Raw genomic sequence first — 15,282 nt, 5'->3', positions numbered from 1 at the left:
AACAATTCTATTAAATCGTTTGTTGGCCTTTACGTGCCAACCCCACAGGAGGTTTAGATGAAAAAAATAATATTTTTCTTATCTTTATTATTTTCTCTTTTAGCATATGCGAACAACATGCATATAAACGCTGATAGTAAAGAAGCACAGTTTACTGTCCGTTTGAATGGCAACCCTACAACGGGTTATCAATGGCAAGTTAAACAATATGACCAAGGTCTTTTTAATTTAGTAGCTGGTGATTACACCCCAGCTAACCCGCAGTTAATTGGCGGTGGTGGAGTAATGGAATATCGGTTTGCACTGAAAAAAGGACAGGCCTATCCCAAAAATACAACGATGGTATTCACTTACGTGAGGCCATGGGATTTAAGCACCGCCACGGATAAAAAAGTGGTGGTAACATTCTCACCTTAAAAGACCCGCTCTATCTTTTTAAATGGTAGGTAGCGTGGCTGCCAGAAGCTGTCCTCAATAAGACGAGGCAAGTCGGCTTTTTGATTGCTTGTGGCTAACCCACTCTCTATGGCAACTTGAGCAACCGCAATGGCAATGTGTTTGGCTACTTCCTGAGCATTTTCTAATGAAGGGAGTAGGGGTAGAGAGCTATTGGTGTTGCTTGGGGAAAATTTACTAAGTGCTAGAGCGGCTGCGCTGAGCATATCCTTGGTTAAGTGGGTTGCCTGTACCGCAATTAAGCCTAAACCTATGCCGGGAAAAATTAGCGCATTATTGCATTGAGCAATAGTAATAATTTTGTCCTCATATTTGACGGGTTCAAAAGGAGTTCCGGTGGCAATTAAGGCTTTACCTTTACTCCACTCCATAATATTTTGAGGACGCGCTTCGCATTTTTCATCAGGATTGGAAAGGGGGAAAATAATCGGTCTGTCGGCATAGCGGCACATCATCTCAATTATTTCATTCGAAAATGCATCTTTTTGAGCTGAGCATCCAATCAATATAGTAGGTTCTACATGGCTTAATGTTTCATTTAAAGAAGGGTATGGACCCTCTGGCTTCCAGCTGGCAATTTCTTCACATTTTCGAGCATAAGGTTTTTGCGCTTCGGTTAAGTGTGTATTTTTCTCCGTGAGTAACCCATCTTTATCAATTAACCAGAATCTTGCCAAGGCTTCCTCACGAGATAAGCCTAAGCGAATGAAGGAATCGACAATTTGATCACTAATACCAGTTCCTGCTGAACCTGCACCATAAACAACAATTCGATTTTGTTCGAGAGGTAAACCCGTAATATTACACGCAGCAAGCAAAGCAGCTAGGGTTACCGCACCAGTTCCTTGAATATCATCATTAAAGGTACATAAGCTCTCTTGATATTTATCCAAAATGCGACGGGCGTTGTTTCTTCCTAAGTCCTCCCAATGTAAAAATGCATGGGGGAAATTTCGTTTAACACTACAAATAAATTTATGAATAAATTCATCATATTTTTCGGGAGAAATACGCGGATGACGACACCCTAAATAGAAGGGATCATTCAATAATTCGGAATTGTTAGTTCCAGTGTCCAGGAAAATGGGCAGCGTACGCGTTGGATCGATACCTCCACACAAGCTATAAACCATGAGTTTGGCTACCGGTATATCCATTCCACCCACACCCTGATCACCAATTCCTAAAACGCCTTCTCCATCAGTCACTACGATAAGGTCAATTTCCGGATTAGAGCGATTGCTTAATATTTCGTCAATAGAATCCTGATCGGTATGAGCAAGATATAAACCACGTGGTTGTCTATATTCTCTACTAAATTGTTTAACTGCGGTTCCAACTATAGGGGTATAGATAATAGGCAACATTTCCGCAAGATGGCTATTTAATAGTTTATAAAAAAGAACCTGGTTTTTGTCATGTAAATTATTTAAATAAATATTTTTTTGTAAGTGCGTTGTATAAGCAGAATATTGTAAAAAAGCTCTCTCCACTTGTTCGTCAATGGATTCTACGCGATGCGGCAGCTTACCTAATAAACCAAAAGCTTGCCTTTCCTGAAGGGTAAAAGCTGTTCCTTTATTTAATTGAGGGACCGTAAGCAAGTATTTTCCCTGAATGGAAGTTTCTACAATCCATTCGCCGGTTTCTGAATCGCGTGTTGTTTTAAATTCGAGCATAATTTATTGGAATAAAAAAAATTGCCTAAAGATAGCTAATGTACAAAGCGGTGTCTACATTAATCAGATCATAGCCAGAAAAGGCTGTAAATGATACTATACCAAAAAAATGCAAATACTATTTTATCTGTAGGTTTTGCGTCTGAGAAACAAAAAAACTCCTCATAGCTTTGCTATATTTTGTCTTTTTTTATTCCCAAGACACAAATCCATGCTCAAAATATAGTATTTAGAGTCTCTGGGAATTCCTAAGTTTTAATAAAATGGTGACTGATGAAAGCAATCTTTATATTTATTCTGTCATTTTGGATGGTAGCCTGCATCGCTAGCGATGAACAATATTTCCGTGTTCATCCTGAAAAATTACAAGAAGCCATTAAAAAATGCCCTGAAAACTCTCCTAAGGGTATCAGTTGTGAGCAATTGAAAGATATTGCTATACGTGTTAACAAATTGGCTTTGCAATTACGAATCGACCCACAAGACTATGGTAAACAGATCCTGGCGTTGCAAGAAGAAATAGCAAAACAAGAATATAGTAAAAACGAAGATACAGTGGCAAAAGATGATTTAGTAAAAAATAAAGCGGCCTTAAAAGAGCGTTTAGCGGTTGTAAGGTGGCTTGAGTCCCCTGAAAGCTAAGGAAAAAGCCATGCGAATTTTGATAAGCAATGATGACGGGGTGTCTGCACCCGGAATTCGTGCTTTGGTTAATGAATTAGCGACCGTTGCCGAGCTTGAAGTAATTGCCCCTGATAGAAATCGTAGTGGAGCTAGTAATTCACTGACTTTATCCAGGCCACTTCGGGTAAAAAAATTAGAAAATGGTCATTATTGCGTTGAGGGTACGCCTACTGATTGCGTTCATCTGGGTTTAACAGGATTTCTCGATCCTATCCCGGAAATGGTAGTCTCAGGGATAAACGAGGGGGCGAACTTAGGCGATGATATTCTATACTCGGGTACAGTGGCTGCTGCAATGGAAGGGAGGTCTTTAGGATTTCCCGCTATTGCGGTATCCATGGTCGGGGAAAATATCCAACACTATGATACTGCAGCTTATATTACTAAGCAGTTAGTCACCAAACTATGTTCTCAAAATCTTCCCGCGCAAACGATTTTCAATGTAAACATCCCAGACTTGCCACTCAATGCAATTAAAGGCATAGAGGTTACCCGTTTGGGTACACGCCATGGATCTGAGCCGATTATTAAAGAATATGATCCGCGCGGAAAACCAATGTATTGGATTGGACCTCCTGGTGGAGCGGCGGATGCAGGACCAGGGACTGATTTTTTTGCTATTCACAATCAATGTGTTTCAATTACCCCATTACATTTAGATATGACACATTATAAAATATTTGATTCAGTTTCTACCTGGATGGAAGGAGTCAACTGGGGTTTATGAAAATATTTTCTTATTTATATAATAAGACCATTGACTGGTCTGGCCACCCTCACGCCCCTTACTATTTGGCTGGTATTTCTTTTGCAGAGTCCTCATTTTTCCCTATTCCGCCTGACGTAATGTTAATTAGTATGGGATTGGCAACGCCTAACCATTCTTGGCGTTATGCACTCATTACCACTACATTTTCTGTTTTGGGTGGTTTATTTGGCTATTTATTGGGATTTTATTTTATGCAGCTTTTTTTGCCATATATCTTATCCTCATCTTATGCGGATAGCTATAATTTGGTAAAAACCTGGTTTACAGAGGGGGGGGTATGGATGGTTATCCTGGCAGGTTTTACCCCTTTTCCTTATAAGATTTTCACCATTACGGCTGGGGCGATGCACATGGCATTGTTCCCTTTTTTAATTGGATCCTTGATCGGCCGTGGCCTACGTTTCTTTTTAGTTTCGGGTATCTTGTTTTTTGCTGGAGATAAAATTCATAACCGATTACGTATCTATATGGATATTATTGGATGGTCGGCATTAGTGCTAGTTATTGTGGCCATTGTCTTATTTAAATGGGTTTTTTAGCATGTTTTTTTTTACAAGGTATTTAGGACTCATCCTTTTGGTATTTCTTGCTAGTAGCTGTAGTGAGCGCGAAGATCTTGCCCCGGTTGAGGAATTAACGCATTGGAAAGCCGTAGGTTTAAACCATAAAACACACCGCGTCAGTGCGGGCGAAACATTGTTTGCCATCGCCTTTCGTTATGATCAAGATTATCATCAACTTGCTGCTCTTAATAATATCTCGCCTCCTTATACCGTAAGGGTTGGGCAAGTTATTCGACTAAGACCTGCTGCTACTTATGTGCCACCAAGATATAAGCCTACACCGCAAAGAAATTATTCACGTCCGCGGTTTACTCCTAAATATAATTACCCTGAAACGTCGTTTAAAGGGAATGGCAGATGGATGTGGCCGGCACAAGGTAGAGTTGTGTCCAATTTCTATCCTGCACAGGGGAAAAAGGGGATTGATATTGCCGGTCAAAAAGGTGACAAAATTAGATCTTCCGCAAGTGGGATAGTGGCATACGCCGGAAATGGCATAGCGGGTTATGGAAATTTAATTATTATCAAACACGATAATCGTTATTTAACTGCTTATGGGAATAATGCACGGCTTCTCGTGAAAGAAGGACAAAAGATTAAAGCTGGGCAAATAATTGCCGAAATGGGTATAGTAGACCGCAAATATTGGGGTGTACATTTCGAAATTAGAAATGCCGGCCAACCAGTAAATCCTTTGAATTATTTACAAAAAGGTTGACAGTGAATGGTTAAATAGAGCAAAAATATAGGGATTTTAACGAGAGCCGTAAAACCATAAAGGTGAGCAAATGTGCCCGAAAAATGAACCATCTGAAGAAAAAATTGAACAAGAAGTGGGAGCCGAAAATTTAGATGAGGAAAATTTTAATCCAGAAGAGGAAAGTTTGCTTTTGGAGGAAGATGATGCACTTTTTGAAGATAACGATGAGCCTGATTTTAGTGACGAGCTTGCGTTTCCTACCTTTCAAAAAGGAAAAAATGTTGCTAAAGCAATGGATGCAACGCAGATATACTTGAGTGAAATAGGATTTTCACCCTTATTAAGCGCAGAAGAGGAAGTACATTATTCCACACTGGCACTCAAAGGAGACATCTCTGCGCGTAAAAAAATGATTGAATCCAATTTACGTTTAGTCGTTAAGATCGCCAGACGTTATTTAAATCGTGGATTACCTTTATTAGATCTCATTGAAGAAGGAAATTTGGGGTTAATGAAAGCTGTGGAAAAGTTTGATCCCACACGTGGTTTTCGTTTTTCAACCTATGCTACCTGGTGGATTCGGCAAACTATTGAGCGCGCCATTATGAATCAAACCCGCACCATTCGTTTACCAATTCATGTAGTGAAAGAACTAAATGTGTATTTACGCGCTGCAAGGCAATTAACGCAAAAGCTTGATCATGAGCCCTCTGCAGAAGAAATAGCTGATATGCTCGATAAACCGCTTGAGGATGTAGAGAAATTATTAGGTTTAAATGACAAAGTAACCTCAGTCGATACTCCAATAGGGTTTGAGGAAAATAAATCTTTATTGGACACTATTGCTGATGAAAATAGTGTAAACCCTGCCGAATTATTAACGAATGAAAACTTACGGGCTCATATAGAGTCTTTGCTAGGAGAGTTGACGGAAAATCAACAACAAGTAATCGCTCGTCGTTTTGGTCTTCGAGGCTTTGAAAAAGCCACCCTGGAAGAAGTGGGTAAAGAGATAAACCTAACGCGGGAGCGAGTGAGGCAGATCCAGGTAGAAGCGTTGAAAACACTACGGGGACTCTTGGAAAAAGTTGGGTTAACACAGGAAGATTTATTTTAGCTAATGAGTGTCAGGTTGGGCGAAAGATACAACAATTTCTTTCCACACCCTTGTTTATCCCTTTGGCAACCTATACAGGACTACGAAAAATGCCAGGTCGAGGCAAAAAGTGATTTTAATGAGGGAGTTTAGATCAACTAAATGACTGAATTAAAATCATTTTTTAACGAGAGATCGGTATTTTCCTAAGTCCTGCTACATTTTTTTGAAATGAATAGGTAACTCTAACCAACAATCCGTATAGTCTTTTTGCCTTGTAGGACTATCATAAGCCTTCTTAGTTACTAACCAGGGTTGCTCTGATTCAAACATAAAAGCTAAAGTGTTAGCATAATACTCAGGCTTTAATTCCTGTTTACTTGCTTTTTCATATGTGGCTGCGTCAGGACCATGTCCAGTCATGCAATTATGTAGACTTACGCCCCCTACTTCAAACCCTTCCTCCTTGGCATCATAATTTCCTATAACAAGGCCCATTAATTCATTCATAATATTACGGTGGAAATAGGGAGGGCGAAAGGTATGTTCTGCGACCATCCAGCGTGGGGGAAAGATGACAAAATCAATGTTAGCTACTCCCGGAATGGTACTTTCGGAAGTTAGCACTGTAAAAATAGAAGGGTCGGGATGATCGAAACTGGTGGTGTTGAGGGTATTAAAAAGATTGAGATCATACATATAGGGGGCATAATTTCCATGCCATGCTACTACATTTAAGGGCGAGTGATTGCTTTTTGCTTGCCACCAATGGTTTTGATATTTACATAATAAAGTAATTTCTTCTTTAGTCTCTTCGAAAGCTGCGTGTGGGTACAGAAAATGTCTAGGATTGGCTAAGCCATTTGCTCCGATAATACCTAACTCTGGTAAGCGAAAAGGAAGACCTAAATTTTCACAAATATATCCTGCAGCGTGGGTTTCTTTAATACTTACTTTAAATTTTATGCCACGAGGAATTACTGCGATTGCACCGGGTTGTATTTCTAATATACCAAACTCCGTATGCAATATAACCATACCTTGGTAAGGAACAACAAGCATTTCACCATCGCTATTACTAAAGTATCGTTTTTCCATGGAAAGATTGCATTGATATAAATAGACATTGCCTAGATGATGCCCCGCTAAATGAAAGAGTCCGTCTATAAAATCTTGTTTTTTTTGCTGGGGTGGAAGGGGAGACCAGCGCATTGGGTTAGGGGGTTGTAGCTTTTCCCATTGATCGTTAAATTGGGTTGCATAGAGTGTGTAATCTTGTCGCACTACGGAAGGTAAAATACGATATAACCAACTCTTTAAATTTCTATCCCGTGTACGTGTAAAAGCGGAACCGCTGAGTTGCTCGGCATAGAGCCCCGAGGGACATTGTTGTGGAGAGTTTTGGTTGGCAGGTAACGTCCCTTTTATCGCTTCTGTTTGATGATAGTTTCCAAATCCTGCTAACACGGTATTCTCCTCATTTTTATTTAAAAAAGAATAGCCTGAAATAGGAAAAATTGTCGAGGACATTGTATAATTTCCAAAAATTATCGCATTGGATGTAGGTTGGCGCCGCAAGGCCCAACAAACAATCTTGAAAGGAATGTTGGGCCTTGCGGCGCCAACCTACATTTTTTAATAGGAATCGTTGGAGAGTTGTTATGGCAGGTCATAGTAAATGGGCAAATATTAAATTCCGTAAAGGTTTACAAGATGCCAAAAGAGGAAAGATATTTACCAAGCTTATTCGCGAAATTACAGTATCTGCGCGAATGGGAGGCCCTGATGAAAACTCTAATCCGCGTTTACGTGATGCGGTTACCAAAGCATTGAAAGCAAATATGAAGCGCGACACTATTGATAATGCCATAAAACGTGGAGCAGGCGGTGGTGAAGGGACCAATATGATGGAAATGCGTTATGAAGGGTATGGCCCCGGTGGCGTAGCTATTCTTGTGGATTGTCTTTCAGATAATAAAAACCGTACTGTTTCTGAAGTGCGTCACGCGTTTACTAAACACGGAGGTAATTTAGGTACCGATGGTTCCGTTGCTTATTTGTTTAACAAGCAAGGTGAAATTTTATTAGCCCCTACCAATAAAGAAGATGAAGCGATGGAAATTGCTATTGAAGCTGGTGCAGAAGATGTATTACAAGAAGAAGGGCAAATAGAAATTATTACTGCTCCGGAAAATTATCACCAAGTGGTTTCCGCTTTGCAAAAGGCAGAGTTTGAAATGGAGCACTCTGAGTTAACCATGCGCGCACAGACAAATGTAGACGTTGACAAAGAAACAGCGGAAAGCCTGGAAAAATTAATCGATGCACTGGAAGATCTTGATGATGTTCAATCAGTATTTAGTAATGCGGCTTACCCTGAAGAAGTACTAAGTTCTACTTAAATGACTATTATATTAGGGATAGACCCTGGATCGCGTGTTACGGGTTATGGGGTAATTAAGGAAAATGAAAAGAGACAATTACTTTATCTTGATAGTGGTTGTATTCGCACGCAAGAGGGAGCATTAAGTAATAAACTTTTACAAATTTTTAATGGAATTTGCCATTTGATGGAGAATTTTTCACCAAACGAAGTGGCAATTGAGCAAGTTTTTATGCACCAAAATCCTAGCTCGGCTTTAAAGTTGGGGCATGCCCGCGGGGTGGCTATGGTTGCTTGTGCATCGCATAGAATCGACGTAAGCGAATATTCTCCTCGCGAGATTAAGCAATCCGTCGTGGGCTATGGTGCTGCACAGAAAAATCAAGTTAAAGCAATGGTAATGCAACTATTAAAGCTTAATAGTTCGCCACAAAGTGATGCAGCAGATGCATTGGCTATTGCTATTTGCCATAGCCATATGCGCCATAGTTTCCACCGTAGGTTGGAGAAACGACCTAACAAGAAGTTTTGGGAAGAAAAATAGCACACGCTCTAGAAAACATACGGCCTCGGCATCGATTTTCGATTCGCACGAGGAAACCCGGCACAGTGTATAACAAAGGAGTATTCACATTGATTGGCTGGCTACAAGGCAAAATTGTTGAAAAAAACCAACCCGGTAAATTAGTGATTGATGTTAATGGGGTAGGGTATGATGTTGAGACATCTCTGCAAACTTTTTTCCAGGTAGAAATGGAAAAAGAGAGGGTCGGGCTGCATATTCATACAATAGTGCGCGAAGACGCTCTGCTTCTCTATGGTTTTTTAACACAATCCGAACGTGCTCTTTTCAGAGAATTGATTAAGGTAAACGGGGTAGGCCCAAAAATGGCAATTACCATTCTTTCCAGCATTTCTCCCGATGAATTTATTCAATGTATCGAACAACAAAATATGCTTTTTTTAACCAAATTACCTGGTATTGGGAAAAAAACAGCAGAACGTTTAGTTGTGGAAATGAAAGACAATATTTTCAAGGTATTTAATTCTACTCAATTTACTTCCAAAGCGACGGTAAAGCCGCTATTTCAAAACGAAGCCGTTACAGCGTTAGAAGCTTTAGGATATAAAACACAAGATGCTATAAAAGCGGTTAAAAAAGTAGATGATGGAAATAAAACCTGTGAGCAATTAATAAGACAAGCATTACAATTTTTAGCGGGATATAGTTAATTAAACTCTAAACGTCAGATTGGGCAATTAATTATGCAGCATCGTTCTATGCGCGTACCAAAAGTACTGTTAATTTAGCCGTTTGGCGTTGAATGGACGCTAACTTGCTGGCTGTGGTGAATTTTTTTGGTGAACAGGAAAAAATACCTTAACAATAAGTCCGGTACCTTCTTCAGGTGAAGCTACGGTTATTCTGCCATTATGTAAGGCGCAAATTTGCTGTACAATAGCAAGTCCTAACCCACTTCCGGGACTTTTATTTCCCAAGACACGGAAAAAACGCTCAAAGACACGCGACTGTAGTTCAAGAGGAATACCAGGGCCATTATCTCCTACTTCAAGTACGGCTTCATTCTCTAGAAAATAAGTTTTCACCTTTACTGTGCCGTTTTCTTTGCAATATCTTATGGCGTTATCAACAAGATTACGGATAAGAATACTTATAGCCGTGGGGTTTCCCTGAAATGTTGGTGTATTTTCATCCGTTTCAAGTTCAAGTTCTATTTGTTTTTCTACCGCGGAAGGAGCTAACATAGCTAAAACTTCACGGGCTACTTTTGAGAGCTGCACTTCATCCAGATCATTGATACTGGCTGCCTCAGGAACTAGTTTACTCATAGTCAACAGCTGCTGCACAATATGAGTGCTACGATTTACGCTGGCAATTAATTTTTGTAATGCCACATTTTTTTCTTCAACACTTGCGGTATTTAAGGCTACTTGCGCTTGCGTTTTTAAAGCTGCCAGTGGAGTTCTTAGCTCATGGGCGGCGTCAGCAGCAAATCTTTTTTCACGCTCAAATCCTTCCTTAAGACGATAAAAAAGATTATTTAATTCATCTATTACCGGTTTTATCTCCTCGGGTACTTCTTTAATATTAACGGGCTCAAGATGACTAGGCGCTCTATTGGCTACTTCTTTTGCTACACGATCGAGGCTATCCAGACCTCTACCGATGATAATCCAAATTAGCAATCCCGAGAGAGGGAAGGTGAGTAACATAATATATAAATCATCTTGCGCAATACGTTGGCCTAATTCATTTCGCGTATCATAGCGTTCCGCAAGTACCGTCCTAATTCCTGCTTTCTCATTGTAAGTCGTAAAGACCCGCCATTTTTGATTATCAATGTGTTTATCACTAAAGCCGTCGGTATCGGAGGTCAAAGGTAACTTTGGTGCATTAGAAGAATGTAAGAGTAACTTGCCCCCATCTGTCCACACTTGAAAATTAAATTTATCAAGATAATGTTCGGGTGACTCTTCCGTGATTAAAGGGCGTTGTAAATAACTTTCGATTTTCTTTGAAATCGTTTCCAGGCTGTCTTGAATGGTATATAAAGGACGCTGGTGTACGTCATCTCCCAATAAAGCCTGGTACGATAAGGCGGAAACAGCCATTAAGGTATCAAGGTGTTCTTGAATGTCTTTTTGATCGAGATAATAGTTACCAATTGCGGTAAGAGTAGTAGTAACCGTAATCGCTAAAAGCAGATTGATTAATAAAAATTTGCGGATTGATGATTTCACGTTTTGAAATACTTACCCTAAGCGGTTTCGTTTTTTTCAGCCATATATCCAACACCTCGGATAGTGCGAATATAATTAGCATTCAACTTTTTACGTAAATTATGAATATGAACTTCCAAAGCGTTGCTGTCAACGTCTTCATCCCAACCATAAATACTTTGCATTAATTGCTCCCGGGATAACACATGCCCGCTGTTTTCTAGCAGTTTTTGCAGTAAGGCAAACTCGCGACGGGGAACGTTGATTATTTGATCGTCAACCATCACCGAGTGCGCAGCAGGGTCCAGCGTTACGTTGCGATATTGCAAAACACTGTCAGCACGACCTTGCGATCTTCGAATAAGTGCACGAATACGAGCGCTTAGCTCATTTAAATCAAATGGTTTGATAATATAGTCATCTGCTCCACTATCGAGTCCTTTTACTTTACTTTCAACGGACTCTCTAGCGGTTAGTATGATAACGGGTGTAGTGTTCCCTTCTTGGCGAATGTGCTGTAAAAGACTGATCCCTAATCTTACCGCGAAAAAACGGACACTAATTTGTTAAAATATATGACTTAACGAAGAGGTGTGAGCATGGTAAGACAATTAAGGAAATACAGTAAAGAATTCAAAGAAGAATCGGCTAAATTAGCGATTAGCTATGGAAACATCAATAAAGCAGCAGATGAATTAGGAATACCACGCCCCACTTTACACGAGTGGGTAAACAAAGTTAAAGCTACAGGTGGATATGAAAATGATTCTGGACTTTTTCAACCGGTAAATGTTGCTAAGGTACTGGAAGAAAATAAAGAGTTAAAAAAACGCTTAGCACGCCTTGAGCAGGAGAAATTGATATTAAAAAAGGCGGCGACGTACTTCGCAAGGGAACTCGAGTGAAGTACGGTTTTATAAAAGAATTTAGCAATTATTTTTCTGTAACGATAATGTGCGCATTACTCAATGTTAGTCGCAGTGGGTATTACTCCTTTATTAATAGACCAATAAGTAAGAGGCAGCTGGCTAATAATCACCTGGATATAAAAATCAGGGGTATTTATGACCAGCATAAAAAGCGGTATGGAGTGCCTAGGATAACGCGCGTATTACAAGACCAAAATGAACCCTGTAGCCACACTCGAGTTGCAAGAAGAATGCAGGCAATGGGTTTAACAGCGCTTGCTAAAAAGAAATTTAAAGTCACTACTGATTCAGAGCATAGTTTGCCTATCTATAAGAATCATTTAGGACGCGATTTTTCAGCTACGGCTATTAACCAAAAATGGGCATGTGATATTACCTATATCCGCACCCTAGAGGGTTGGTTGTACCTTGCTGTAGTAATTGATTTATATTCACGCGCAGTAATTGGTTGGTCCATGAATAAGCGAATGAAAAAGAATTTGGTATGCGACGCACTGTCGATGGCTTTATTTAGACGTAAATTTCCGATAGGAGTTATTGTTCATTCTGATCGTGGCAGCCAATATTGCTCATTGCAATATCAACAAATGCTCAAGCAATATCAACTCATTGGGAGCATGAGTAGAAGAGCTAACTGTTGGGATAATGCTATCGCTGAAAGCTTTTTTCATACGCTAAAAGTAGAATTGATTCACAACTATAGTTATCAAACCAGGGAACAAGCTAAGCTTAGTGTATTTCAATATATTGAAGGGTACTTTAATCAGCAGAGAATACATTCTGCACTTGACTATAAAGCTCCATTTGAGTTTGAATGTACAGGGTAAATTTTCAGAGAGCAGTGTCCATTAAATCGCGGTAAGATTACCCTGATAATTTTGGCAACCCCAGATCAAGAATAATAAGTTCAAAGGATTCAGTTTTTAAAGCAGCACGCGCAGCTTCACCATCTTTAAGCCAGTCAACGACATAATCAAATTGCGTCAATCCCGTCTTGACGGCGTCACCTAAAAATTCATCATCCTCAATCAATAACAAACGCATTGTTACTCCTTATATATTTTGGGACTTTGATAATCTTTTACTCGTGGGTTTTTCAACATTGTTTTCTTTGATATGTCTTGATAAGTATATGGCCTGTAAAAAAATAAAGAAGAGCGTCAGTCCAAGACCACCAAACAATTTAAAATTTACCCAGGTATCCGTATCAAAGAAATAAGCTACATAAAGGTTCAAAGCTCCCATGGCAAGGAAAAACAGGGCCCAAGCGGCTGTTAGCCGGCGCCAAATAATATCGGGCAAGCTGATATTTCCCCCCATCATTTTTTGCATAAGTGGTTTACTGCCCACCCACAAGGAACCAAGCAGTAATAAGGTGGAAATCCAATAAATACCGGTAGGTTTCCATTTAATAAACCAGGGATTATGGAAGAAGAGGGTAGCCCCGCCTAAAACTAAAATTATCGCAAAACTAATGATATGCATTTTTTCATAACGTTGATATTTCAACCTATGCACAATCACTTGAAGTAACGAGGCAACGATGGCTACTGCCGTGGCAGTATAAATCCCATAGAGCTTGTAACAAATGAAAAAAAGTAAAATGGGGAAAAAATCAAATAATAGTTTCATTGCTTAACCAATGCTTAACAATATAGTAAGTATAACACACGATTTTAAATGTTCTTGCAAGGGGTTACCCAATTTGAATTTGTTGCCCGGGTTTTAGAAATTTAGCGTTAAGTTGAGGATTTAGGCGTAACAAATTATTTACTTTTGTATGATTTAATTTTGCGATCATACTCAATGAATCACCTTTTTTGACAATATAGGTGCCAGTTGCGTTGTTGTGTTTCCAGATTATGAGTTGTTGACCGGCACGTATTCCTTGATTTTTAGCTAATTTATTCCATTGACGTATATCCTGGTCTTTTACTTCATATTTTTTCTCAATAGAGGCGAGGGAGTCATTTTTCTGTACTATATGTATGATTTTATATTGCTTTGACGGTATAAAATGAGATTCTTTAGATGCTACCTGTGAGGTCTCGCTCGGTACTACATTCTTGCTACTTGGAATTAATATAGATTGTCCTTTTTTTACGGAATTCGACTTAAGCTGATTTAATTCTTTAATTAAATTGACAGTAGTATGATATTTTTGTGCAATTAATACCAAGTTATCTCCTGCGCTCACTTGATGGTGGGTCAGACTCACTCTCTTATCTTCTGGGAGGTTCGCTAAATTACGGCTGAAGTCTTCTACTTTATCCGCGGGAATGAGCAATTTATAGGGTCTGTAAGGCGGTGTCGCCCAACGATTAAAGCCTGGATTTAATTTTATTAGTTCTTTGTAGGAAATGCCGGCAAGTTTTGCCGCGTGATTTAAGTCAATCTGGCTTCCAATATTTACTTCCTCAAAATAGGGAACGTGGGGAATATCAGGCAATTCCACCTTATAACGTTGCGGATTTTGAATTATTTCAGCCAGCGCTAATAGTCTGGGAATATAAGCACGTGTTTCTTCCGGGACGGGTAAAGACCAAAAGCTGACTTTCGCTCTTTGGGGACTATTTTTTATACTTTTAGCAATTGTTCCTTCACCGGAATCATAAGCGGCGATAGCTAATAGCCAATCCCCACTAAAGTAATTGTTTAAATAACTTAAATAATTAAGTGCGGCATCAGTTGAAGAACCAATACTTCGTCTGCCGTCATACCACCAATCACGTTTTAAACCTAAATCCGTACCTGTTCCCGGCATTAACTGCCATAAACCAGCAGCACCCGCCCCCGAATAAGCAAAGGGATCGTAAGCACTTTCAATCATTGGAATAAGTGCCAATTCCCCGGGGAGGTGTCTTTTTTTAATTTCAGTGACGATATGATAAATATAAGGTTCTGATTGCGCTAATTTACGTAAGTAACTTGGGTGAGACACTAACCACAGTAATTGGTTTTGTACTTCAGGTTGGCTTGTAGAATGGTTGAGTCTAAATTCTTTGCGTACTACATCCCATACATTCATCGCATATTGGGCTTTTACTGTAGGGGTTATTAAACAAAAGCCAAGTAAAATAAAGAATAAATTATTTAAAATCAGTGACTTAAACTTCAATGTTACTGCCTGTGTTTATAAAAGAGGTTGAAGTCTACTAAAAAAAAGCTATTAAATAAACCCTTTTGGATTTAATTTGCACCAATAGGTGTTGTTTTTATCTGATTGCTTATTGAATCGCTATTTGTGTCACTTCGAAATTATGGTTATAGCGCCATAATTT

15 protein-coding genes and 2 pseudogenes are annotated in these 15,282 nt (G+C 39.4%); 10 read left to right on the top strand and 7 right to left on the bottom strand.

The features are described 5' to 3' along the window. The first annotated feature begins 57 nt into the window (after positions 1-57). Positions 58-417 carry a protease inhibitor I42 family protein gene (locus EL206_RS03450; protein WP_058462575.1) on the top strand — a complete coding sequence of 120 codons (360 nt, stop codon included), beginning with the start codon at positions 58-60 and terminating at the stop codon, positions 415-417. Here EL206_RS03450 and EL206_RS03445 read toward each other — a convergent pair. Further along, a complete protein-coding gene (locus EL206_RS03445; RefSeq protein WP_058462574.1) occupies positions 414-2,135 on the bottom strand; it encodes an NAD-dependent malic enzyme in 1,722 nt (573 codons plus the stop codon). The two genes, EL206_RS03450 and EL206_RS03445, sit on opposite strands and share 4 nt — an antisense overlap. A 273-nt stretch (positions 2,136-2,408) precedes the next feature. Between EL206_RS03445 and EL206_RS03440 the strand changes: the two genes are divergently transcribed. The 5 genes from EL206_RS03440 (at position 2,409) to rpoS (ending at position 5,968) form a co-directional block, all read left to right on the top strand. After that, positions 2,409-2,777, top strand: coding sequence for a hypothetical protein (locus tag EL206_RS03440; RefSeq protein ID WP_058462573.1), 369 nt, complete (start codon positions 2,409-2,411; stop codon positions 2,775-2,777). 10 nt (positions 2,778-2,787) lie between these two features. Beyond that, positions 2,788-3,546 (top strand): 5'/3'-nucleotidase SurE, encoded by a 759-nt coding sequence (gene surE, locus EL206_RS03435; protein ID WP_058462572.1) that lies wholly within the window; start codon positions 2,788-2,790, stop codon positions 3,544-3,546. After that, the gene (locus EL206_RS03430) at positions 3,543-4,127 is read left to right on the top strand and encodes a YqaA family protein (RefSeq protein ID WP_058462571.1); all 585 of its coding nucleotides are present in this window, start codon (positions 3,543-3,545) and stop codon (positions 4,125-4,127) included. Before surE ends, EL206_RS03430 begins: the two co-directional genes overlap by 4 nt. Before the next feature lies 1 nt (position 4,128). Beyond that, complete coding sequence (locus EL206_RS03425; protein ID WP_058462570.1) at positions 4,129-4,869, top strand: peptidoglycan DD-metalloendopeptidase family protein; 741 nt, start codon at positions 4,129-4,131, stop codon at positions 4,867-4,869. A 70-nt stretch (positions 4,870-4,939) separates the two neighbouring features. After that, a complete protein-coding gene (rpoS, locus tag EL206_RS03420; RefSeq protein WP_058462569.1) occupies positions 4,940-5,968 on the top strand; it encodes an RNA polymerase sigma factor RpoS in 1,029 nt (342 codons plus the stop codon). Positions 5,969-6,163: 195 nt separating this feature from the next. On the opposite strand, the gene hmgA is transcribed toward rpoS, so the two are convergent. Then, on the bottom strand, positions 6,164-7,477 hold the full coding sequence (gene hmgA / locus EL206_RS03415; RefSeq protein WP_084758876.1) for a homogentisate 1,2-dioxygenase: 1,314 nt from the start codon (positions 7,475-7,477) through the stop codon (positions 6,164-6,166). A 131-nt stretch (positions 7,478-7,608) separates the two neighbouring features. Between hmgA and EL206_RS03410 the strand changes: the two genes are divergently transcribed. The 3 genes from EL206_RS03410 to ruvA all read left to right on the top strand — a co-directional run bounded on the left by EL206_RS03410 (position 7,609) and on the right by ruvA (position 9,563). Further along, positions 7,609-8,349 (top strand): YebC/PmpR family DNA-binding transcriptional regulator, encoded by a 741-nt coding sequence (locus tag EL206_RS03410; protein ID WP_058462568.1) that lies wholly within the window; start codon positions 7,609-7,611, stop codon positions 8,347-8,349. Further along, positions 8,350-8,874 carry a crossover junction endodeoxyribonuclease RuvC gene (ruvC, locus tag EL206_RS03405; RefSeq protein ID WP_058462567.1) on the top strand — a complete coding sequence of 175 codons (525 nt, stop codon included), beginning with the start codon at positions 8,350-8,352 and terminating at the stop codon, positions 8,872-8,874. It begins immediately after the preceding gene. A gap of 89 nt (positions 8,875-8,963) precedes the next feature. Continuing rightward, complete coding sequence (gene ruvA / locus EL206_RS03400; protein WP_058462566.1) at positions 8,964-9,563, top strand: Holliday junction branch migration protein RuvA; 600 nt, start codon at positions 8,964-8,966, stop codon at positions 9,561-9,563. A gap of 99 nt (positions 9,564-9,662) precedes the next feature. Here the strand turns inward: ruvA and EL206_RS03395 are convergent, their stop codons facing one another. Both EL206_RS03395 and EL206_RS03390 read right to left on the bottom strand, forming a co-directional pair. Then, positions 9,663-11,093 carry an ATP-binding protein gene (locus tag EL206_RS03395; RefSeq protein ID WP_058462565.1) on the bottom strand — a complete coding sequence of 477 codons (1,431 nt, stop codon included), beginning with the start codon at positions 11,091-11,093 and terminating at the stop codon, positions 9,663-9,665. A gap of 17 nt (positions 11,094-11,110) precedes the next feature. Beyond that, positions 11,111-11,605: pseudogene (locus tag EL206_RS03390) on the bottom strand (winged helix-turn-helix domain-containing protein); the annotation flags it as partial. A 66-nt stretch (positions 11,606-11,671) separates the two neighbouring features. On the opposite strand from EL206_RS03390, the gene EL206_RS03385 reads away from it, so the two are divergent. Then, positions 11,672-12,828 (top strand): IS3 family transposase gene (locus tag EL206_RS03385; protein ID WP_141117149.1). Its coding sequence is split into 2 segments (ribosomal slippage): positions 11,672-11,954 and positions 11,954-12,828, totalling 1,158 coding nucleotides; the frame shifts between segments, so codons are not numbered across the junction. A 40-nt stretch (positions 12,829-12,868) separates the two neighbouring features. On the opposite strand, the pseudogene EL206_RS03380 reads toward EL206_RS03385, so the two are convergent. The 3 genes and pseudogenes from EL206_RS03380 to EL206_RS03370 all read right to left on the bottom strand — a co-directional run. Then, positions 12,869-13,045: pseudogene (locus EL206_RS03380) on the bottom strand (response regulator); the annotation flags it as partial. Positions 13,046-13,054: 9 nt separating this feature from the next. Then, positions 13,055-13,633, bottom strand: coding sequence for a septation protein A (locus EL206_RS03375; RefSeq protein ID WP_058462619.1), 579 nt, complete (start codon positions 13,631-13,633; stop codon positions 13,055-13,057). A 64-nt stretch (positions 13,634-13,697) separates the two neighbouring features. Further along, positions 13,698-15,119, bottom strand: a complete 1,422-nt coding sequence (locus tag EL206_RS03370) for a lytic transglycosylase (RefSeq protein WP_058462618.1) — start codon at positions 15,117-15,119, stop codon at positions 13,698-13,700. Between the last annotated feature and the right edge of the window lie 163 nt (positions 15,120-15,282).

The organism is Legionella adelaidensis (assembly GCF_900637865.1).
Lineage (GTDB): Bacteria > Pseudomonadota > Gammaproteobacteria > Legionellales > Legionellaceae > Legionella_A > Legionella_A adelaidensis.
This window is presented reverse-complemented; position numbering and strand designations above follow the sequence as displayed.

What these genes read in the sequence shown, in the direction of transcription:
- EL206_RS03450 (WP_058462575.1), top strand. Translation starts at nt 58, where the DNA reads ATGAAAAAAATAATATTTTTCTTATCTTTATTATTTTCTCTTTTAGCA.
- EL206_RS03445 (WP_058462574.1), bottom strand. Translation starts at nt 2,135, where the DNA reads ATGCTCGAATTTAAAACAACACGCGATTCAGAAACCGGCGAATGGATT.
- EL206_RS03440 (WP_058462573.1), top strand. Translation starts at nt 2,409, where the DNA reads ATGAAAGCAATCTTTATATTTATTCTGTCATTTTGGATGGTAGCCTGC.
- surE (WP_058462572.1), top strand. Translation starts at nt 2,788, where the DNA reads ATGCGAATTTTGATAAGCAATGATGACGGGGTGTCTGCACCCGGAATT.
- EL206_RS03430 (WP_058462571.1), top strand. Translation starts at nt 3,543, where the DNA reads ATGAAAATATTTTCTTATTTATATAATAAGACCATTGACTGGTCTGGC.
- EL206_RS03425 (WP_058462570.1), top strand. Translation starts at nt 4,129, where the DNA reads ATGTTTTTTTTTACAAGGTATTTAGGACTCATCCTTTTGGTATTTCTT.
- rpoS (WP_058462569.1), top strand. Translation starts at nt 4,940, where the DNA reads ATGTGCCCGAAAAATGAACCATCTGAAGAAAAAATTGAACAAGAAGTG.
- hmgA (WP_084758876.1), bottom strand. Translation starts at nt 7,477, where the DNA reads ATGTCCTCGACAATTTTTCCTATTTCAGGCTATTCTTTTTTAAATAAA.
- EL206_RS03410 (WP_058462568.1), top strand. Translation starts at nt 7,609, where the DNA reads ATGGCAGGTCATAGTAAATGGGCAAATATTAAATTCCGTAAAGGTTTA.
- ruvC (WP_058462567.1), top strand. Translation starts at nt 8,350, where the DNA reads ATGACTATTATATTAGGGATAGACCCTGGATCGCGTGTTACGGGTTAT.
- EL206_RS03375 (WP_058462619.1), bottom strand. Translation starts at nt 13,633, where the DNA reads ATGAAACTATTATTTGATTTTTTCCCCATTTTACTTTTTTTCATTTGT.